The sequence below is a fragment of the Nonomuraea sp. NPDC052116 genome (assembly GCF_040680035.1).
GTDB lineage: Bacteria > Actinomycetota > Actinomycetes > Streptosporangiales > Streptosporangiaceae > Nonomuraea > Nonomuraea angiospora_A.
The window spans coordinates 191,394-209,980 of the sequence record NZ_JBFAWA010000002.1 but is presented as its reverse complement, the minus strand read 5'-3'; the positions used below and the strand labels follow the sequence as shown (position 1 = coordinate 209,980).

Genomic DNA, 18,587 nt, shown 5'->3' with positions numbered 1-18,587 from the left:
CATTTGTGAACACTCGGCAAACGCGTCTTAACAACCGCGATCTACTCGGGAAACCTCGCGGAGTCACCTTTCTCCCAGTAACGGTCGGCAGGAAGGAACGGCTGTGCGCATCTCCCGTCCGATTGTCTCCGCCACCTTGGTGTTAGCCCTCGCGGCCTGCGGATCGAACGCCAAGCCCGCCGACTCCAAGGAGATCAAGGTGGGCCTCCTCCACTCGCTCAGCGGCACGATGGCGATCAGCGAGGTCACCGTCCGCGACGCCGAACTCCTGGCCATCGAAGAGATCAACAAGGCCGGCGGCGTGCTCGGCAAGCAGCTCGTCCCCGTGGTGGAGGACGGCGCCTCCGACTGGCCCACGTTCGCGGAGAAGGCCACCAAGCTGATCAGGCAGGACAAGGTCGCCACTGTCTTCGGCGGCTGGACCTCGGCCAGCAGGAAGGCCATGCTGCCGGTCTTCGAGCGCCACAAGGCCCTGCTCTGGTATCCGGTGCAGTATGAGGGCCTGGAGAGCTCGCCGTACATCTTCTACACGGGCGCCACCACCAACCAGCAGATCATCCCCGGCCTCGACTACCTGAAGGAGCAGGGCAAGAAGAAGCTGTTCCTGGTGGGCAGCGACTACGTCTTCCCGCGGACCGCGAACAAGATCATCAAGGCGTACGCGGCGGCGAACGGGATGGAGATCCTCGGCGAGGAGTACACGCCGCTCGGCCACACCGAATACTCCACGCTGGTCAACAAGGTCATGCAGGCCAAGCCGGACGCCGTCTTCAACACCCTGAACGGCGACAGCAACGTGGCCTTCTTCAAGCAGCTCAAGAGCGCGGGCTCGTCCGCCGACAGCATGCCGGTGCTGTCGGTGAGCATCGCCGAGGAGGAGGTCACCGGCATCGGCGTGGACAACATCGTGGGCCAGCCGGTCGCCTGGAACTACTACCAGACCACCGACACCCCGGCCAACGACGCGTTCGTCAAGGCGTACAAGGCCAAGTACGGGCAGAACAAGGTCACCTCCGACCCCATGGAAGCCGGCTACAACGCGGTCTACCTGTGGGCCGAGGCGGTCAAGAAGGCGGGCAGCACCGAGGTCGAGGCGGTCAAGAAGGCCGCGCCCGGCATCTCGCTCGAACGCCCCGAGGGCCTGGTCACCATCGACGGCGAGAACCAGCACATGTACAAGACCGCCCGCATCGGCATCGTCCAGCCCGACGGCCTGATCAAGCAGGTGTGGGACTCCGGCAAGCCGATCAAGCCGGACCCGTACCTCAAGGGCTACTCCTGGGCCGCCGGCCTGGCGGCGGGGCAGTGATGCCGGCCTTCCTCAACCAGCTCCCCATCGGCCTGTCCATCGGGGCGGTGCTGCTGCTCATCGCGCTCGGGCTGACGTTCACGTTCGGGCAGATGGGCGTGATCAACATGGCGCACGGCGAGTTCATCATGGCGGGCGCGTACACCGCGTTCCTGCTGCAGGACCTGGTGCTCGCGCTGCCGGCGGCGTTCCTGGTGGCGGGGCTCATGGGCCTGATCCTGGAACGGGCCGCCATCAGGCACTTCTACGGCCGCCCGCTGGACACGCTGCTGCTCACCTGGGGCGTCAGCCTGGTGCTGCAGCAGCTCGCCCGCGACCTGTTCGGCGCGCCGAACGTGCAGGTGCCCGCCCCCTCCTGGCTCGCGGGCGGGGTGGGCATCCTGCCCTACAACCGGCTGTTCATCATGGGGCTCGCGATCGCCGGCGTGGTGGCGGTCTGGGTGTACCTCAACCGCACCGGGCTCGGCCGCCGGACCCAGGCCGTCGTGCAGAACCGGCAGCTCGCCGCGACCAGCGGCATCGACACCGGCCGGGTGGACATGCTGACGTTCTTCATCGGGTCCGGGCTGGCGGGCGTGGCCGGGGTGGCGCTGACGCTGATCGGGCCCGTCGGGCCGGCGCTCGGCACGTACTACATCGTGGACGCGTTCCTCGTCGTCGTGGCGGGCGGGCTCGGGCAGCTGCGCGGCGCCGTGCTGGCCGCGATCGGGCTGGGGCTGCTGAACTCCTACGCCGAGTTCTGGTCGGACGCCTCCCTGGCGAAGGTCATCGTGTTCGCCGTGATCATCGCGTTCCTGCAGGTGCGCCCGCAGGGCATGTTCGTGCTGCGGTCGAGGGTGCTCACATGATCAAGAGAAATCTGCCTTTCGCGACCGTGGCCGTGATCGCCCTGGTGGCGGCCCCGCTGCTGCTGGAGCCGTTCCGGCTGGGGCTGCTGGCGAAATACCTCTGCTACGCGATCGTCGCGCTCGGGATCGGGCTGGCCTGGGGGCAGGGCGGCATGCTCACCCTCGGCCAGGGCGTCTTCTTCGGGCTCGGCGGCTACGCCATGGCGATGTACCTCAAGCTCACCGAGGCCGGCGGCGGGCTGCCCGACTTCATGGTGTGGAGCGGGGTGGAGCGGCTGCCCGCGCTGTGGGCGCCGTTCGCCAACCCCATATTCGCCCTCGCCATGGCCGTGCTCGGACCCGTGGCGATCGCGCTGCTGCTGGGCGCGCTGGTGTTCCGGCAGCGGGTACGGGGTGCGTACTTCGCGATCCTCACCCAGGCGCTGGCCGCCGCCCTGGTCATCCTGCTCGTCGGCCAGCAGGGCCTGACCGGCGGCACCAACGGCATGACGAACTTCTTCGAGCTGTTCGGCCAGGACCTGGCCGAGGACTCCACGCAGCGGACGCTCTACCTCGTGGTGGCGGTCGTCCTCGGAGCCCTCTACCTCGCCACCCGCCAGCTCGTGAACAGCCGCTACGGCCGGCTCCTCGTCGCCGTCAGGGACGGCGAGGACCGGGTGCGTTTCCTCGGCTACGACCCGGCCCTGGTCAAGACCGTCACCTTCGCCGCCTCGGCGGGCATGGCGGGGCTGGCGGGCGCGCTGTTCGTGCCGGTGGTCGGCATCATCTCGCCCGCGCTGCTGGGTGTCGTGCCCTCGCTGGAGCTGGTCGTCGCGGTGGCGGTCGGCGGGCGGCACGCGCTGGCCGGCGCGGTGCTCGGCGCGGTCGTCATGGGCTACGCCAAGACGGCGTTCAGCGAGCAGTTCGCCGACGGCTGGCTCTACCTGCAGGGCGCGCTGTTCATCCTGGTCATGACGCTCGCCCCGAAGGGGATCGTGGGCCTGGTGGGGAGGTGGCGGCGTGCTCGAACTACGTGACGTCCAGGTCGTGTTCGACGGGTTCCGGGCGCTCGACGGCGTGGACCTGACCGTGCCCGAGGGCGAGCTGCGCTTCCTGATCGGGCCCAACGGCGCGGGCAAGACCACGCTGATCGACGTGATCACCGGGCTCACCAGGCCGGCGGCGGGCAGCGTGCGGTTCGGCGAGCACGACCTGGTCGGCAGGAGGGAGCACCAGATCGTCCGACTGGGCGTCGGCCGCACGTTCCAGACGTCGGTCGTGTTCGAGGAGCTGACCGTGGTCGAGAACCTCGACCTCGCGGCCAGCTTCCGCAAGCCGCTCTGGTCGCTGGCCAGGCGGCGCAAGGGCGTGTCGGAGGCCGTCGAGGAGGCGCTGGCCAGGACCGGACTCGAAGATCTCGCCGAACGTTCGGCCGGTGTTCTCTCGCACGGCCAGCGCCAGTGGCTGGAGATCGGCATGCTGCTGGCGCAGCGCCCCCGGCTGCTGCTCCTGGACGAGCCGGTGGCGGGCATGTCCAGCGACGAACGGGAGCGCACGGGGGAGCTGCTCACCCAGATCGCCGCCGACCACACGGTGATCGTGGTGGAGCACGACATGGAGTTCCTTCGGCGGCACGCCTCGACGGTGACCGTGCTGCACGAGGGCAGGGTGCTCATGGAGGGGTCGGTCGACGAGGTCAGCGCCGACCCCCGCGTCCAGGAGGTCTACCTGGGGAGGAGGGCCAGCGATGCTGTCGGTGACCGGCCTTGAGTCGGGGTACGGGAGGGCACGCGTACTGTTCGGGGTCTCTCTGGAGGTCGGGCCCGGACAGCTCGTGTGCGTCATGGGACGCAACGGCGTCGGCAAGACCACGCTGCTCAACACCGTCATGGGCGTGATCCCGGCGACGGCCGGCACGGTCACGTTCGACGGCCGCGACGTCACCCGGCTGAAACCGCACGAGCGGGTCAGGCTCGGCATGGGGTACGTCCCCCAGGGCCACCAGTGCTTCCCCCAGCTCTCGGTCCTGGGCAACCTGCTGGTCACCATGGAGGCCGCCAAGGTGACCAGGGAGGCCATCGACGAGGCCCTGGACGTGTTCCCCGCGCTCAAGCCGCTGCTCAAACGGAGCGCCGGCCACCTGTCGGGCGGCCAGCAGCAGCAGCTGGCCATGGCCCGGGCCCTGGTCACCAGGCCCAGGATGCTCATACTCGACGAGCCGACCGAGGGCATCCAGCCGTCGATCATCCTGGAGATCGAGGCGGCGATCGAGCGGCTGCACGCCGCCGGGCTGGCAGTGCTGCTGGTGGAGCAGTACCTGGACATCGCGCTGCGGCTGGCCGACACGTTCGTCATCCTCGACGGCGGGCACGTCGTGCGCACCGGGGCCGCCGAGGAGCTGCACCGGGAGGACGTGCGCCGCCTGCTCGCGGTCTAACCCGGGGCCAGGAGGGCGCGGGCGTTGGCGGCGCCCTGGCGGTCGCCGGTCTGCTCGAACACCTCCAGCGCCGCCCCGGCCAGCTCCCGCGCCCGCCCCGCCGCGCCCTCGGCCCGGTTCACCCTGGCCAGGGCCAGCAGGGCGTGCGCGTCCAGCAGCCGGTCGCCGAGGCGTACGGCGATGCTCCTCGCCTGCTCGGCGGCGGCCCTGGCGTCCGATTTGGCGGCCTGCGCCAGGTGCGTCGCGGACAGGTCGAGCAGCGTGTCGGCCTGCCGGTGCCGGTCGCCCAGCTCCTCCAGGTGCTTGACGGCGGCCCGCAGGCGTTCGGCGGCCTCGTCGAGCCGCCCCGCGCGGCGCAGCACGGCGCCGAGCACGCGCTCGGCGTCGGCGGCGTCCCGCTGGTTGCCGGCGCCTTCCAGACAGGTGCGCAGGGCCCGCTCGGCGTCCTCCAGCCGCCCCTGCTCCAGGTGGACGCGGCCGAGCCGGCGCCTGGTGTGGTTCACCTCGCGGGTCCGGCCCTGCCGCAGGAACATGCCCAGCGCCAGCCGCAGCCGCCCGTGCGCGAGCTCCCACTCCCGCTCGGCCAGGTGCAGGTCGCCCTGGTCCAGCAGGACCAGCGCCTCGCCCCGGTCGTCGCCCGAGCGCCGCGCCGACTCCAGCGCCCGCGCGGCCACCGCCCGCCAGTCGTCCAGGAACCGGTGGCGCTCCAGGTAGGGAGCCAGCAGGTGCGCCAGCCGCCAGCACCCCTCGTCGAGCCCCGCCGCGTGCAGGTCGGCCACCAGGCTCACCAGGAACGCCCGCTCCGCCGCCAGCCACTCGACCGACTCCCTGATGTCCCTGGTGGCCACGGCCGTGGCCGGATCGCCCGACACCAGCGAGAACCGCGAGGCCCGCACCCTGGCCAGCACCACCTCCGACAGCCGCCCCAGCACGCCCGGCACGGGCTGCTCGCGGGCGAAGAGCCTGGTCAGGTCGTGCAGCCGGTAGCGGACCTGGCCCGCCACGTCCACGCCGTGCGTCTCCAGCAGTCCCGCGTCCACCAGCGCCTCGGCCTGCCCGCCGAGCTGCTCGGTCACCCAGTCGGCGAAGTCGGGGGCCGACAGCGCGCCGAGCCCCCGCAGCGTCAGCCGGGCGGACTCGGGCAGCCCGTCGAAGCCGATCGCGAACACACTGCGCACCGCCTGGTCACCCGCGTGCAGCCGGTCGAGCCGCTCGTGCTCGTCCTCCAGCAGGCCCACCAGGTAGTCGACGGTCCACTCCGGCCGGGCGGCCAGCCGGGAGCCGGCGATGCGCAGCGCGATCGGCAGGCCGCCGCAGAAGCGGGCCAGCCGGGTCATGGCGTCGTCGGCCGGCCGGCCCGAGCCGCTCACCAGCAGGTCGATGGCCTCGCCGGCGCCGAGCACGCCCACCGACAGCCGCCGCGCGCCCGTCAGGCCGCCGAGCGAGGACCGGCTGGTCACGATCGTCGGGCACGAGGTCAGCAGCGGCCGCACCTGCGCCTCGCCCGAGGCGTTGTCGAGCAGCACCAGCAGCCTGCGGTTGGCCGTGTAGGTGCGGAACAAGCGCTCCCGCTGCTCCGGCGACGCCGGGATCGCCTGGGCCGGGCAGCCCAGCCAGCGCAGGAAGTCCTCCAGCACGGCCGACGGCGCCGTCGTCTCGCGCAGGTCGGCGTACAGGATGCCGTCGGGGAAGCTCTCCCGCTCCCGCCAGGCCGCGTGCACGGCCAGCGCCGACTTGCCCGCGCCCGCCTGCCCGTGCACCACGACGTGGCCGCCCACCACCTCGTCGAGCAGCTCGCCCCGGCCGGTGAAGCCGGTCACGTCGGGCGGCAGCAGCACCGGCGGGCCGGCCGAGACGTGCAGCGACACGTCGTCGTGCAGCATGCGGTGGTAGAGCAGCTGCAGCTCGGAGTCGGGCTCGATCGCGAGCCCGCCGTCGAGCTGGTCACGCAGCACCGCGTACGCGGCCAGCGCGTCCACCCGGCGGCCGCTGCGGTAGAGGGCCAGCATGTACTGGCCGCGGAAGCGTTGCCACATCGGGTGCTGCCTGGTCAGCCGGCGCAGCTCGGCGAGCAGCTCGCGGTGCCTGCCAGCGTCCAGGTCGGCCTGCACCCGGCGCTCCAGCGCCAGTAATCGCAGCTCCTCCAGCTCCTCGCGCAGCCGGCGCGTCTCGACCCACCGCTCGCCCTCGGGGTCGACGTCCTCCAGGACCTCGCCTCGCCACAGACTCAGCGCCTCCTCGTAGGCCCCCTTGTCCACCAGCAGGCGGAACCGGTCGACGTCGAGCTGCCCGTCGCCCAGCGCCAGCACGTACGAGCCCGCCACGGTCGTGATCACGTCTTTCCCCACGAGCTGGCGGAGCTGGCCGACGTAGCCGCGCACCAGCGAGTCGGAGCGGTCGCCGCCCTCGCGTGGCCACAGCAGCCTGCGCAGCCGCTCGACCTTGAGCGGGCGCCCGGCGTTCAGCAGGAACATCGCCAGCAGGTCGCGGTGCTTCGGCACGGTGGGGGTGCGGTCCTGGCCGTCGCCGTCGAGCACCTCGAGCGGCCCCATGATGCGAAATTCCACGCGACCTTCCTTTGAGGAGGAGACGTCGATCAGAATGGCACAACTGATGGCTGCTCTCACTCCCACCGACCGTTCCTATGGACTGAGCCTGAGGTGCATGTGCTCAGCCGAACGCTCCGAACGGTGTTGAGCGTTCTGGTCGCCCGCATACGGGCAGGGGGCGGTGCCGTCCGTCGCCGGATCGGGTGCCCTTGGGCGCGTCTGCCGATCGCCACGGCAGCTGCGTCGTGGCGGGTGGTTGTGCGTTTGGTGGTGGTGAGGGGCTGCTGCCAGTGCTGGGCGCCCCACCGGGAGGTGTAGGCCGGGTCGGCGGCGATGATCGCGATCCCGCTCTGGTCGGCCATCGACGTCAACCGGGCCCGCAGCCTGCCGGTGGGCATGCCGGAGATCAGCCGGCGGAAGCGTTTGCGGCGACCGTGCTTCTCCCGGGTCTTCTCCGCTTCGAAGTCGAGGTCTTCGATGGCGATGGCGTTCACGCCGCAGGTGCGTGCCCAGTGCAGTAGCCGGGTCAGGGCGTGGCGGATCTGGGCGTCGCGATGCCCGGTGGTCCCGCTCAGGTCGTAGGAGAAGCGGCGGGGGTTGCCGATCGGGTTGCCGTAGGTGTCCAGGCACCAGGCGGCCAGGTGGATGCGGTAGGCCACGGCCCGGTTGGCCTCGATGCGATCGGCCCACTCGGTGCCGCGGTGGGCGAAGGCCACCCGGCAGGACAGGACGTAGCGGCCGTGCGGCGCGTTCGCGTGGTGTGCCAGCGGCGCGGGCAGCCGGATCGACACCTGGCCGTCGGAGGTGATGCGGATGGTCTCGTTGCCGTAGCGTTTGCCGGACTCGCCATCAGCGGCCAGGAACCACCGCTCGGCCTCCCACTGCTGCCGCCACTCGGCCTCGGTGAGCCCGGCAGTGTCCAGGTGGTGCCGGGCGCGGGCGAGGCGTTTGCCGCCCCGCACCACGCGCACCCGCCCGGCCTGCTGGTCCTTCTTCCCGACGGGCAGGGACAGTCGGCGGGTGATCGTGGCGATGGCGGCCTGGAGGCCGCGGATGTGTTCGGCCTGGCCGCGGCGGGCCAGCGCCCACTGGTCGTGCGACGCTTTGGTGATGGCCCCGGCCCAGCGCGCCGACGACTGCACGGTCAGCTCACGTTTGCGGTCCGCCCAGGTGTCGGCGCAGTGCTCCAGTCCGTCGGCGGACCGGGTTTTCAGGTCCGCGGAGGCCAGCGCGCCCAGATGCGCGCCGACCAGGCGCAGCAGTTCCTCGTCTGTTGGGATGAGATGTTGGAGCCGGTCGCGGACGGCGACGCCAGACGGGCCGGGTGAGACAAAGGCGGGAGCGATCGGACGCAGCTCAGCCATGTTCGCCCGCCTTCGCCGTGATGCCGACGTGGCCCATGGCCGACCGGCGAGGGCGACACACGAAAGGCGCCTGCGGATCACGGTCGAACGGGCACGTCGACATGACTGGCGCTCGCCCTTCCCCGGTTTTCACGTTGCGTGGCCGTCACAATGCCAAGGGTTGAATCTGCCGGGTAGAACATGTGCACGACAATTCTCGGGAGATGCACAACGCGGCCCCACTGGCCAAAACGGAATCTGAGCAGAGCGGCTCCGGTGCCGACAGTGGTATGCCGGGCGGCTTGGCGCCGACAGGCGCATGCTCGCGCGTACGAGGGGGGCGACCGCGTCCGCCTGTGGGACGTGCCGCACAACCACCCGCTGGGCATGATCTTCGACGGCCTCCAGTCGTTCCAGGCGGTCGGGAGCGGCCGGCCGGCGTTCTCACCGGACGGCAAAAGGGTCTACAGCGTCACGCCGGACGGCACGCTGCGCACCCACGAGCTCGACGGGGAGCGGGTGGCCGGCGCCGTCTGCCGGCGCGCCGGACGTACCCTCACCGCCCAGGAGTGGGCCCGCCACCTGCCCGGCGTCGAGCCCTTCACCCTCTGCCGCTAGGCGGTCCAGGCGCGGGCCGACCTGATGATCTCCTCCAGGTGGTCGCTGTGCGCGCCGCGCCAGTAGACCTGGCCGCACTCGCCGCACCGCCCGTACGCGTCGTAGTTGCGCTCCGTGCCCGCCTCCAGCAGCGGCGCGATCTCCTGCTTGGCGACCGGCCGCAGCTCGCCGTTGCACGCCGTGCACCGCGTCCACGGGCGCAGCGGCGGCGTGAAGCGTTCGAGCAGGTCGCGGAGCTGGTCGGCGGGGCGGGAGCCGCGTACGTACGCGCCCAGCCACAGCGCGCGGCGGCGCAGCAGGCCGCGGTCCTGCGTGAGCAGCACCCGGTGCTCCTCGTTGGCCTGCACCACCAGCGAGGGGTCGTCCATGTCGTTGTGGTAGGCCGTGTCGATGCCGAGCAGCCGCAGCCGCCGCGCCAGCGTGCCCAGGTGCACGTCCAGCAGGAACCGCGGCTCCGCCGGCAGCGGCTGCGGGCGCGGCACCGGCTGGACCTCCACCACGTCACCGGCCACGAGCTGGTACGACGGCGGCACCCCGCGGCCGTCGGCGACCATCGGCCCCACCTCGGTCAGCGGGATGCCGAGCGACTCGACGTGGTGACCCAGCGTCGAGGTGCCGTCCGGCGTCACCCGCTGCCATTCCTGGCGCCGGCTCACCGGCAGGAACATCGTCAGCTCTGAGGCGATGAGTAGGCGTGCGTCCCGTTCGCTCACATGTCCATTCTGGTGGACCGGATAACGTAATTTCATGCCGATATCTCGCCGCGCCTTCCTGGGGCTCGCCACGCTGGCGGCCGGGTGCTCGGCCACCGATGGCAGGCGGGCCGAGTTGCGGCTGGCGACGGGCGTGACGGGCGGGATCTACGAGCAGCTCGGCGACGGGCTCGCGCGGGAGCTGCGGCAGGACGGGCTCACGGTACGGGTGATGAAGACCGCGGCCAGTGTGCAGAACCTGACGATGATGACCGACGGGCGGGCCGACGTGGCGTTCGCGCTGGCCGACAGCGCCGACGACGCCGTCAGGGTGCGTCACCAGCCGGTCTCCGCGCTGGCCAGGGTGTACATGAACTACGTCCACCTGGTGGTGCGGCGGGGCTCCGGCATCGTGGCGGTCAAGGATCTGGCGGGGCGGGCGGTCTCCATCGGGCTGGAGGGCTCGGGCACCGCGGTGACCGCCACCCGCGTGCTGGCCGTGGCCGACCTGGCCGAGCCCGCCGAGGTCAGCAGGCTGGGGCTGGACGAGTCGGTCCAGGCGTTGCGCGACGGCGCGATCGAGGCGTTCTTCTGGTCGGGCGGGGTGCCCACGCCGGTCCTGACCGCGCTGAAGGACATCGAGCTCGTGCCGCTGGAGCCGCTGGTGACGGTCCTGCGCCGCCGGTTCGGCCCGCTCTACGAGCACGGGCTGGTGCCCGCCGGCGTGTACGGCGTCGGCCGGCCGGTGCCGACCATCGGCACCCCCAGCTACCTGATGTGCCGGGCCACGCTCCCGGACGATCTGGCCTACTCGATCACCGAGACCCTCTTCGGCGCCCGCGACCGCCTCCAGGCCCCGTCGGCGCCGGGCGGGCGGCTCGACGTGCGCTACGCCATCGGCACCGGCGTCGTCCCCCTCCACCCGGGCGCCGCCCGCTATTACCGCTCGGCCTACGGCTGAGCCTTCAGGCGCAGCTCCACGACCAGACCGTGCGGTACGGCGGGCAGCAGCGCCAGCGTGGCCCCGCACGCCCTGGCCAGCTCGGCGGCGATGGCCAGGCCCAGGCCGCTGCCCACCACGTTCGCGTGGGCCCCGGACCGCCAGAACCGTCCCAGCGCCTCCGCCCGCTCCTCCTCGCCGAGCCCGGGCCCGTCGTCCGCGATCCGCAGCACCCCGTCCTCCAGGGTGACCGTGACGGTGCCGCCCTCGGGCACGAACTTCTGGGCGTTGTCGAGCGCGATGTCCGCGACCCTGGCCGCCGCCTCGGGAACCACCGCCATTTCCGAAATTTCGGTTATGAGGTGGATGCCCTTGGCCGCGTACACCTCCCGCCACGTCCCCAGCCGGGGCGCCAGCGGGATCTCCTTGCCCTCGACGCCCGCGCCCGCCTCCACCTTCGCCAGCGCCAGCAGGTCCTCCACCAGCAGCGCCAGCCGGTCCAGCTCCGCCATCGCCTCCTCGAACTCGGCCGTGCCCTCGCCCCTCAGATGCGGCTCCAGGTTCTCCAGCCGCAGCCCCAGCACCGTGAGCGGGGTGCGCAGCTCGTGGGAGGCGTCCGCCACGAACGCCCGCTGCCGCTCCATCGCGTTGGAGACCGCGTCGGCCATGGCGTTGAAGCGCTCCTCCAGCCGCCGCAGCTCGGAGGGCCCGGCGCCGGGATGCGCCCGCGCGTCGAGCCTGCCCTGCGCGATGGCCCGCGTGGTCCGGTCGAGCTCGGTGACAGGCCGCAGGATCCAGCGGGCCAGCCGCCTGGCCACCAGCGCCGAGTAGCCCAGCGCCACCAGCGCGCCGACCAGCAGCGCGCCCCACACCAGCGACACGTCCTGCCTGGCCCGGTCGGTCGGGGCCTCCAGCAGCACCACGCCGGACAACTGTGCGTCCCGGCCCGCGGGCTCGGCCAGCAGCACCGTGGCCGGTCCGAACGGGCTGATCGTGGGCAGGTCCTCGGTCGTGCGGCCGGACAGCGCCAGGCGGGTGGCCTCCCGGTCGTCGGCCTCGAAGCGGCCCGCGGTGGCCAGGACGGAGCCGTCGCGGTCGCGTACGCGTACCGCCGCCCCGTAGAGCTCGGCGTAGCGGTCGATCTCGGCGATCAGCCCCGAGCGGTCGTCCTCCCTGGCCGCCTGGTCGGCCAGCTCCGCGAAGCGGGTGGCGTCGGCGCGGCGGTCGAGGAGCAGGCGGTTCGTGCGGTGGGAGGCGTAGGCGAGGCCCAGCGGCACGGCCAGCGCCGCGATCAGGAAGACGATCAGCGTGGTGAACGTGACCACCAGGCGGGAGTTCACGCGGTCGAGCCCAGCCGGTAGCCGGTGCCGCGCAGCGTCTCCACCAGCCCCGGACGGCCGGTCTTGGACCGCAGGTTGGCCACGTGCACGTCGAGCGAGCGGGACGCCGACAGCAGCGGGTCGCCCCAGACCTCGTCGAGGATCTCCTCCCGGCCGCGCACCACGCCCGGCTCGCGCGCCAGCAATGCCAGCACGTCGAACTCCCGCCGCGTCAGCGTCACCGGCTCACCGGCCACCATGACCTGCCTGGACTCCAGGTCGATGCGGACGTCGCCGACGCTCACCACGTCGTCGCGGGCCGGCATCGGTCTGGTGCCGCGCCGCACCACCGCCTCCATGCGGGCCATCAGCTCCACCGTGCGGAACGGCTTGACCAGGTAGTCGTCGGCCCCGGACCGCAGCCCGCGCAGCACCTCGCGCTCCTCCGTGCGGGCCGTGACCACGATGAGCGGCACCGCCGACACCCGGCGCAGGCGGCGTAGCACGTCGAGCCCGTCCATGTCGGGCAGGCCCAGGTCGAGCAGGACGAAATCGACGCCCCCCGCCAGGCGGAGGGCGTCGACGGCCAGCCCGGCACGGGTGACCTGATGGCCGTGCCGGGCGAGGGCCGTGGTGAGCGCGGACGCGAGCCGATCGTCGTCCTCGACCAGGAGAACTCGCATACGGTCAGGTTAGACGCGGGCCGCGACCACATCCTCCGAAGCCTGCTCGGCGCGGGAGAGGGCGGCGTCCCTGGTCTCGCGCATGGTGAGGTAGACCACGAGCGACACGGCGGCGCAGGCGGAGACGTACCAGAAGTAGCCGGACTCGATCTTGTTGTTCTTGAACCACAGCGCCACGTACTCGGCGGTGCCGCCGAACAGGGCGTTCGCGATGGCGTAGGGGAGTGCGACGCCGAGCGCGCGGATGTTCGTCGGGAACAGCTCGGCCTTCACCACCGCGTTGATCGAGGTGTAGCCGGTGACGATGACCAGGCCGATCAGCGAGAGCGTGAGCCCGCCGGCGAACCCCGTGACCCCGCCGAGCGCCGTCATCAGCGGCACCGTGCCCAGCATCGACCCGACCCCGAACGTGATCAGCAGCGGCCGCCGCCCGATCCGGTCCGACAGCCCGCCAGCCAGCGGCTGCAGGCACATGAAGATGAACAGCGCGCAGAAGCTCACCAGCGTGGCCGTCTCCTTGGGCAGGCCGGCGGTGATGGAGAGGTATTTGGTGAGGTACGTGGTGTAGGTGTAGTACGCGACCGTGCCGCCCATGGTCAGGGCGATGACCAGCAGCGCCTCCTTCTTGTGGGCGAGCAGCTGCTTGATCGTGCCGCGGCCCTGGTGCTCGACCTCGCGCTCCTCCTCGTCGTACGCCTCCGTCTCCAGGAGGTTGCGGCGCAGGTAGAACACGACCGCGGCGCCCAGCGCGCCGATCACGAACGGGATGCGCCAGCCGTAGGAGTTGAGGGCCTCCGTGGACATCGTGTTCTGCAGGATGATCTGCAGGCCGAGGCCGACGAGCTGGCCGGCGGTCATGGAGACGTACTGGAAGCTCGAGGCGAAGCCGCGCCGGCCGCGCGGGGTGGCCTCGGTGAGGTACGTGGCGCTGGCCGCGTACTCGCCGCCGACCGACAGCCCCTGCAGCAGGCGGGCCACCACCAGCACCACGGCGCCGAAGTAGCCGACCATCTCGTACGTCGGGGCGATGGCGATCAGCAGGGCGCTGGCCGACATGAGGGTGACGGTGAGCGTGAGCGCCGCCTTGCGGCCCTTCCTGTCGGCGTAGCGGCCGAGCAGCCAGCCGCCGAGCGGGCGCATGAAGAAGCCGACGGCGAAGATGGCCGCGGTGTTGAGCAGTTTCGCCGTGTTGTCGCCCTCAGGGAAGAAGGACGCGGCGAAATAGACGGCGAAGCTGGTGTAGACGAACCAGTCGTACCACTCGACCAGATTGCCGACGGAGCCGCCGATCACTGCCTTCCACGGCACGCGTGCTTTGCTCACGGGGACCTCCTGTGTGGAGCCTGGGGGGAGTAGGTGCAGGCCAGAGCCTCTCCGCAGAAGGATGTTCGGACAAGGGTAGGCGGCTGAGATCTAACGTCCGCTTAACATGGGCGCAACCTCGGGCTTGCCCCGGCCCGTCACAATGGCGGGTTGGCCTTCTCGGCCCTCTCCAGCGCCAGATCCGGCCACCACTCGCCGGCCTCCGGGGACACGACGCCGCGCTCGGGGTCCTTCTCCCCGCCCTCCCCGCGCCTGCACCGGCCGCTGGACGAGCCCGCCCGCGCGATCCACAGGTAGGCGTCCACCAGCTCCTCACCCGTGTCGGTCGTGGGCCGGTCGCCGACGCCCCGGCCCGGCGGGTTGCACCACGTCTGCGGGTCGGGGTACTTCTTCGGCGGCGGGGCCCACGAGCCCTGGCCGTTCCTGGCGGTGTCGACCACGAAGTGGGGCATCGTCGCCGGGTCCACCTTTCCGCCCGACGGGCAGTCCTTGGCGCCCGTGGCCCGCTGGACGCTGACGCAGGCCGACAGCGCCTTGCCGTACGCGACGCTCTTCTCCGTGGGCTGGTAGGCCGCCGTGTTGAGGAAGAAGCCGTCCGCCCGGTCGATGCCCGCCCTGATCAGCCTCTCGGCCATGATCGCGGTGCCCGGGTAGTAGTCCTGGCTGCCGTCGAGGTAGACGGCCGTGTTCGGGTTGGCCTTGAGGGTCTGGACGGCCTGGCGGAGGGCGTCGTAGCGCTGGTCCACCGAGCCCTGCGGGTCGCAGTCCTTGACCCCGGGGACCTTGACCGTGGCGCCCGGCTCGAGGATCACCGCCGCCTCGGCCTGGCCTATCGTGCCCGCAATGCCCTTGATCCACTCCTGGTACGTCGCCAGTTCGGCGGCGGCGGCCGGGCGGCACTCGCCGCCGGGCAGGGAGTTGATCAGGAACACCGGGATGCCGCCCGCCTGCCGGGCCGCGGTGACGGTGGCGTCGACCTCCGGCCTGGCCTCGGGCTGGTTGAGGCGGATGGCATGGGGGACGGCGGCCAGCCTGCTCATGAGCTCGGCGTCCTCAGGGCGGTCCTTCTTCCACTGCTCGGCCTGGCGGGTGGCGGCCGGCTCCGGCGGGGAGTAGAACGTGATCTTGCCTGGGGCGGTGAGCGGGTTCTGGGGCTTGGCCTGGTTGTCGGAGTGGGCGGCTTGGGCGGTGGTGGTCGTCTGGGTGGGGGTGCGGGCGCTCGACGAGGTGCCCAGGGTGCGCCAGGCGACGGCCACGGACGCGCCTCCCACGGCCACGGCGACGGCCGCCGCCGCGGCGAGCACCCTCCTCCGGTTCCCCGCCACCCCGGGACTGGGAATCAAGGGGCTGTCGGGCGGCGCCGTCGCCGCGCCGGGCGGTCGCGGGCCGTCAGACGGCGCCGTTGTCACGTCGGCGTGCGCCGGGTGACCGGTCGCGCTCGTGTGCCTGCCAGTGGTACCAGTGAATGCCGGAGTATCGCTTGCGTCCGCCTCCGCGCTGGGGAGTGGAGCGCCGCCGGGGTCCGCCACGCTGAGGTGGTCCATCAGGTCCTGGGCCGTGGGGCGCTCGCGCGGGTTCTTCGTCAGCGAGGCGAGCACCAGGTCGCGCAGCGGGCCCGAGAGGCCGTGCAGCTCCGGGGCGTCGTTGACGATGCGCAGGAGGATCGTGGGGACCGAGCCCGAGCCGAACGGCGGCTTGCCGCTCGCCGCGTAGGCGACCGTGCAGCCCCACGAGAAGATGTCCGAGGCCGGGCCGATGGTGGCGCCCGACACCTGCTCGGGCGACATGTACGACGGCGTCCCCACGATCGCGCTGCTCATCTCCGCGTCCATGAGCTGCGCGATGCCGAAGTCGATGACCTTGGGCCCCACCTGGGAGAGCAGTACGTTCGATGGCTTGAGATCGCGGTGCACGACCCCTGCCCCGTGGATGGCGCGCAGGGCCATGGCCATCGCGGCGGCCAGGCCGTCCAGCGCCGAGCCCTTCAGCGGCCCCGACTCCCGGACGGCGTCCCCCAGGCTGGGCCCCTCGACGTACTCGGTGACCAGGTACGCCACGTCCCCCTCGACGTCGGCGTCCAGGACGGGAGCGGTGCAGAAGCGGGCGACCCGCTGGGCGGCGGCCACCTCACGGGCGAAGCGCCGTCTGAAGTCCGCTTGCGCGTCCATCCTGGCGTGGATGAGCTTGACCGCCACCCGCGTGCCGTCCGGCGCCTGGCCCAGGTAGACGACGCCCATGCCGCCCTCGCCCAGCCGAACCAGGAGCGTGTACGGCCCCACCTGGCGCGGATCCCCGTCCCTCAACGCCTCCAAGGTCATAAAGGATCACGTTAGCCCCCTGCCTCCGAACGGCCTACAGCTCCAATCGCCATTCGTTCCATTCGTCGAAGAGCTCGAAGCCCATGGCCTCGTTGATGGCCAGCATGTGGGCGTTGGAGGTGGCGTTCCAGGTGATGATCCGCTCCAGGTGGGGCTCGTGCTCGCGGAGCCAGAACAGGTTGGCGAGCTTGAGCAGCAGTCCGAGGCGGTGGCCCCGGTGCCCGGCCAGCACGGTCGTGTCCGCCTGGTGTCCCCAGCCGTCCGAGCGGTCGGCGGTGAGGTAGACGCGCGTGTATCCGGCGGGGGCTCCGTCGGAGTCGCGGCGGGCGATCATCGAATAGCTGGTGAGGCCGCGCTCCTTGATGCCCTCCTCGCGGTCGCGGATGCGCTCGGAGCTGAAGTCGAAGTCCTCGATGCCGGCGTCGCGCGGGGCGTCGTTCATGCCGTTCATCAGGGTCGAGAGGTCGGGGATCAGGCCGGGGTCCGCCGGGCCGGTCCAGCGTTCGAGATGGTAGCCCTCGACGGTGGGGAGCATGCGTTCCAGGGCGTCCCAGCCGGTCTTGCGGAGATCCAGTACGCGGCGGGCCTCGGCGATCGCGACCGTCATGCCGTGGGCGAGCGCGAAGCGGGCGCCCACGCCGGTGGCCGGCGTCTCCGTGAGGACCAGGCTTCTGCCGTGGTGGCGCAACCTCTCCCGCGCATGCTCGAACAGCGCCGAGCCCAGCCCACGGCCGCGCCGCTCGGGGCGGACGACGAGGGGGAAGAGCCAGCCCATGTGCGTGTTGTCGAGCTGGGAGAGCGACAGGGCGTAGCCGCCGACGACCTCGCCGCCCTCGACGACGGCCCACAGCTCGGCCCGGTCGCCCGGCGAGTGCCTGGCGATGCCGTGGCGGAAGTTGGCGAGCGACATCAGAGGGCCAGGGTCGTCGGAGCAGGCCGCCGTGTACGCCTCATGCAGGCCCGTGACCAGGTCGCCCGGCCGGTCGAGATCGATGGGCTGGATCCACATGTGCCCAGCAAATCGCACGGACGACGGCCGGGGCGAGCGAATTTATCGAAGGTCCGAGGTAAGTCTCGGCCTTCAGTGGACGAGAAGGTGGACGCGGAGACCGCGTGTCTGCCACGTCGGTATTCCGCTCCCTGATCAAGGACGGGGCGATAATATGTTCGAAACACTGCTGTGAACTGAGTGACTGTTGGGGAAGGTGGTGTTTTGTGCATGCTGGCGGCCCGGAAGTATCGGCTGGACTTCGATCTCGGTCAGCGCCTGTTCGCCGAGCGGCTGGGCGGGATCTGCCGCAGCGTCTGGAACACCGGCTTGGAGCAGCGCCGCGCCTATCGGCGCCGGGGCGCGTTCATCGGCTATGCCGAGCAATGCCGCCAGCTCGCCGGCATGCCGGGCGCGTATCTTTCCAACGGACGCGCAGCCAAGGCCGGGCTGAATAAGTCGATCTTGGATAAGGGCTGGTACGGGTTGGAGACCGCGTTGCGGGCCAAGGCCCGTTACACCGGGACCGATATCCGCCTCGTGGATCCCAGGTACACGTCGCAGACCTGCTCGAACCCGGCCTGTGGGACGGTGGATCGCCAGTCGCGCGAGAGTCAAGCGGACTTTCGATGCACCAGTTGCGGGCATGTCGAGCACGCTGATGTGAACGCTGCGAAGAACATCAAAGCCAGAGGGCACGCGGCCGGGCTGGTCGTGTCAGGGCGTGGAGACCCTCCCGGGTCGGTGAAGCGTCAAGCACCCTGTACCACAGTTCGCGGCGCGGGTGACGCGCCGCGAACTGCCGCCTGAGCGGCACGGGAATCCCCGGATTCAGGCCGGGGAGCAAGTCACTGGCTGTAGTTCTCGACCTCGTTGGCGGGGCGGGCGGCGGCGTTGTCGGGGTCCTCGCCCGCGCTCCGCCTGGCCCGGCGCTGCCTGAGCAGGTCCCAGCACTGGTCGAGCGCCGTCTCCAACTGCTTGATGCGCTCGTGCTCCTCGTCCGTGGTCACCTCGCCCGTGGACAGCCGGTTGCGCAGCTCGTGCTCCTCGTCGACCAGGGCACTGATCTTGGTGAGAATTTCGTCGTCCCGCATGCCTGAACTCTAGTCACCGTCCCCACCTTCCGCCCCGGGGGCCCGTTCCCCCCGCCGCACTTCGGCCGAGGTCCTTAGGGGAGGGGAAGCCGCGCCTCCGGTGGCGGGGTCCCTCGGTGGGGTGCGGTGGCGGGGAGGTCCGATGGC

The 18,587-nt window shown here is 71.4% G+C and carries 17 protein-coding genes; 8 read left to right on the top strand and 9 right to left on the bottom strand.

The genetic code is table 11. From position 1 onward, the window contains the following. The first annotated feature begins 139 nt into the window (after positions 1–139). Genes urtA through urtE form a run of 5 tightly spaced genes read left to right on the top strand, consistent with a single transcriptional unit; the run spans position 140 to position 4,573 of the window. The gene (gene urtA, locus AB0L65_RS03825) at positions 140–1,309 is read left to right on the top strand and encodes an urea ABC transporter substrate-binding protein (protein WP_364240562.1); all 1,170 of its coding nucleotides are present in this window, start codon (positions 140–142) and stop codon (positions 1,307–1,309) included. Then, on the top strand, positions 1,309–2,157 hold the full coding sequence (gene urtB / locus AB0L65_RS03820; protein ID WP_364240017.1) for an urea ABC transporter permease subunit UrtB: 849 nt from the start codon (positions 1,309–1,311) through the stop codon (positions 2,155–2,157). The genes urtA and urtB overlap by 1 nt, the downstream gene beginning before the upstream one ends. Then, on the top strand, positions 2,154–3,173 hold the full coding sequence (gene urtC, locus AB0L65_RS03815; protein WP_364240015.1) for an urea ABC transporter permease subunit UrtC: 1,020 nt from the start codon (positions 2,154–2,156) through the stop codon (positions 3,171–3,173). Before urtB ends, urtC begins: the two co-directional genes overlap by 4 nt. Beyond that, positions 3,157–3,906, top strand: a complete 750-nt coding sequence (gene urtD, locus AB0L65_RS03810; RefSeq protein ID WP_364240013.1) for an urea ABC transporter ATP-binding protein UrtD — start codon at positions 3,157–3,159, stop codon at positions 3,904–3,906. The genes urtC and urtD overlap by 17 nt, the downstream gene beginning before the upstream one ends. Beyond that, positions 3,884–4,573 (top strand): urea ABC transporter ATP-binding subunit UrtE, encoded by a 690-nt coding sequence (gene urtE / locus AB0L65_RS03805; RefSeq protein ID WP_364240011.1) that lies wholly within the window; start codon positions 3,884–3,886, stop codon positions 4,571–4,573. Before urtD ends, urtE begins: the two co-directional genes overlap by 23 nt. Here the strand turns inward: urtE and AB0L65_RS03800 are convergent. Continuing rightward, positions 4,570–7,140, bottom strand: a complete 2,571-nt coding sequence (locus tag AB0L65_RS03800) for a BTAD domain-containing putative transcriptional regulator (RefSeq protein WP_364240009.1) — start codon at positions 7,138–7,140, stop codon at positions 4,570–4,572. The genes urtE and AB0L65_RS03800 overlap by 4 nt on opposite strands. 56 nt (positions 7,141–7,196) lie before the next feature. Further along, positions 7,197–8,486, bottom strand: coding sequence for an IS200/IS605 family accessory protein TnpB-related protein (locus AB0L65_RS03795; RefSeq protein ID WP_364240007.1), 1,290 nt, complete (start codon positions 8,484–8,486; stop codon positions 7,197–7,199). A gap of 255 nt (positions 8,487–8,741) precedes the next feature. Between AB0L65_RS03795 and AB0L65_RS03790 the strand changes: the two genes are divergently transcribed. Continuing rightward, on the top strand, positions 8,742–9,083 hold the full coding sequence (locus AB0L65_RS03790; protein ID WP_364240005.1) for a hypothetical protein: 342 nt from the start codon (positions 8,742–8,744) through the stop codon (positions 9,081–9,083). Here AB0L65_RS03790 and AB0L65_RS03785 read toward each other — a convergent pair. Further along, complete coding sequence (locus AB0L65_RS03785; protein ID WP_364240003.1) at positions 9,080–9,796, bottom strand: Mut7-C RNAse domain-containing protein; 717 nt, start codon at positions 9,794–9,796, stop codon at positions 9,080–9,082. The two genes, AB0L65_RS03790 and AB0L65_RS03785, sit on opposite strands and share 4 nt — an antisense overlap. 34 nt (positions 9,797–9,830) lie before the next feature. On the opposite strand from AB0L65_RS03785, the gene AB0L65_RS03780 reads away from it, so the two are divergent. Continuing rightward, positions 9,831–10,736, top strand: coding sequence for a TAXI family TRAP transporter solute-binding subunit (locus AB0L65_RS03780; protein WP_364240001.1), 906 nt, complete (start codon positions 9,831–9,833; stop codon positions 10,734–10,736). Here AB0L65_RS03780 and AB0L65_RS03775 read toward each other — a convergent pair. The 5 genes from AB0L65_RS03775 to AB0L65_RS03755 all read right to left on the bottom strand — a co-directional run bounded on the left by AB0L65_RS03775 (position 10,727) and on the right by AB0L65_RS03755 (position 17,367). Further along, the gene (locus AB0L65_RS03775; RefSeq protein ID WP_364240000.1) at positions 10,727–12,055 is read right to left on the bottom strand and encodes a HAMP domain-containing sensor histidine kinase; all 1,329 of its coding nucleotides are present in this window, start codon (positions 12,053–12,055) and stop codon (positions 10,727–10,729) included. The two genes, AB0L65_RS03780 and AB0L65_RS03775, sit on opposite strands and share 10 nt — an antisense overlap. Then, positions 12,052–12,717 (bottom strand): response regulator transcription factor, encoded by a 666-nt coding sequence (locus AB0L65_RS03770; protein ID WP_364239998.1) that lies wholly within the window; start codon positions 12,715–12,717, stop codon positions 12,052–12,054. Before AB0L65_RS03770 ends, AB0L65_RS03775 begins: the two co-directional genes overlap by 4 nt. Positions 12,718–12,726: 9 nt before the next feature. Continuing rightward, positions 12,727–14,040 (bottom strand): MFS transporter, encoded by a 1,314-nt coding sequence (locus AB0L65_RS03765; protein ID WP_364239996.1) that lies wholly within the window; start codon positions 14,038–14,040, stop codon positions 12,727–12,729. Positions 14,041–14,177: 137 nt separating this feature from the next. Then, the gene (locus AB0L65_RS03760) at positions 14,178–16,358 is read right to left on the bottom strand and encodes a glycoside hydrolase family 6 protein (RefSeq protein WP_364239994.1); all 2,181 of its coding nucleotides are present in this window, start codon (positions 16,356–16,358) and stop codon (positions 14,178–14,180) included. 34 nt (positions 16,359–16,392) lie between these two features. After that, positions 16,393–17,367 (bottom strand): GNAT family N-acetyltransferase, encoded by a 975-nt coding sequence (locus AB0L65_RS03755; RefSeq protein ID WP_364239993.1) that lies wholly within the window; start codon positions 17,365–17,367, stop codon positions 16,393–16,395. Positions 17,368–17,577: 210 nt separating this feature from the next. Here AB0L65_RS03755 and AB0L65_RS03750 point away from each other — a divergent pair, with 210 nt between their 5' ends. Further along, on the top strand, positions 17,578–18,156 hold the full coding sequence (locus tag AB0L65_RS03750) for a zinc ribbon domain-containing protein (protein WP_364239991.1): 579 nt from the start codon (positions 17,578–17,580) through the stop codon (positions 18,154–18,156). Between the two features lie 38 nt (positions 18,157–18,194). Here the strand turns inward: AB0L65_RS03750 and AB0L65_RS03745 are convergent, their stop codons facing one another. After that, positions 18,195–18,440 (bottom strand): DUF2630 family protein, encoded by a 246-nt coding sequence (locus tag AB0L65_RS03745; protein ID WP_357733942.1) that lies wholly within the window; start codon positions 18,438–18,440, stop codon positions 18,195–18,197. Between the last annotated feature and the right edge of the window lie 147 nt (positions 18,441–18,587).

What these genes read in the sequence shown, in the direction of transcription:
- urtB (WP_364240017.1), top strand. Translation starts at nt 1,309, where the DNA reads ATGCCGGCCTTCCTCAACCAGCTCCCCATCGGCCTGTCCATCGGGGCG.
- urtC (WP_364240015.1), top strand. Translation starts at nt 2,154, where the DNA reads ATGATCAAGAGAAATCTGCCTTTCGCGACCGTGGCCGTGATCGCCCTG.
- urtE (WP_364240011.1), top strand. Translation starts at nt 3,884, where the DNA reads ATGCTGTCGGTGACCGGCCTTGAGTCGGGGTACGGGAGGGCACGCGTA.
- AB0L65_RS03795 (WP_364240007.1), bottom strand. Translation starts at nt 8,486, where the DNA reads ATGGCTGAGCTGCGTCCGATCGCTCCCGCCTTTGTCTCACCCGGCCCG.
- AB0L65_RS03780 (WP_364240001.1), top strand. Translation starts at nt 9,831, where the DNA reads ATGCCGATATCTCGCCGCGCCTTCCTGGGGCTCGCCACGCTGGCGGCC.
- AB0L65_RS03770 (WP_364239998.1), bottom strand. Translation starts at nt 12,717, where the DNA reads ATGCGAGTTCTCCTGGTCGAGGACGACGATCGGCTCGCGTCCGCGCTC.
- AB0L65_RS03760 (WP_364239994.1), bottom strand. Translation starts at nt 16,358, where the DNA reads ATGACCTTGGAGGCGTTGAGGGACGGGGATCCGCGCCAGGTGGGGCCG.
- AB0L65_RS03755 (WP_364239993.1), bottom strand. Translation starts at nt 17,367, where the DNA reads ATGTGGATCCAGCCCATCGATCTCGACCGGCCGGGCGACCTGGTCACG.
- AB0L65_RS03750 (WP_364239991.1), top strand. Translation starts at nt 17,578, where the DNA reads ATGCTGGCGGCCCGGAAGTATCGGCTGGACTTCGATCTCGGTCAGCGC.
- AB0L65_RS03745 (WP_357733942.1), bottom strand. Translation starts at nt 18,440, where the DNA reads ATGCGGGACGACGAAATTCTCACCAAGATCAGTGCCCTGGTCGACGAG.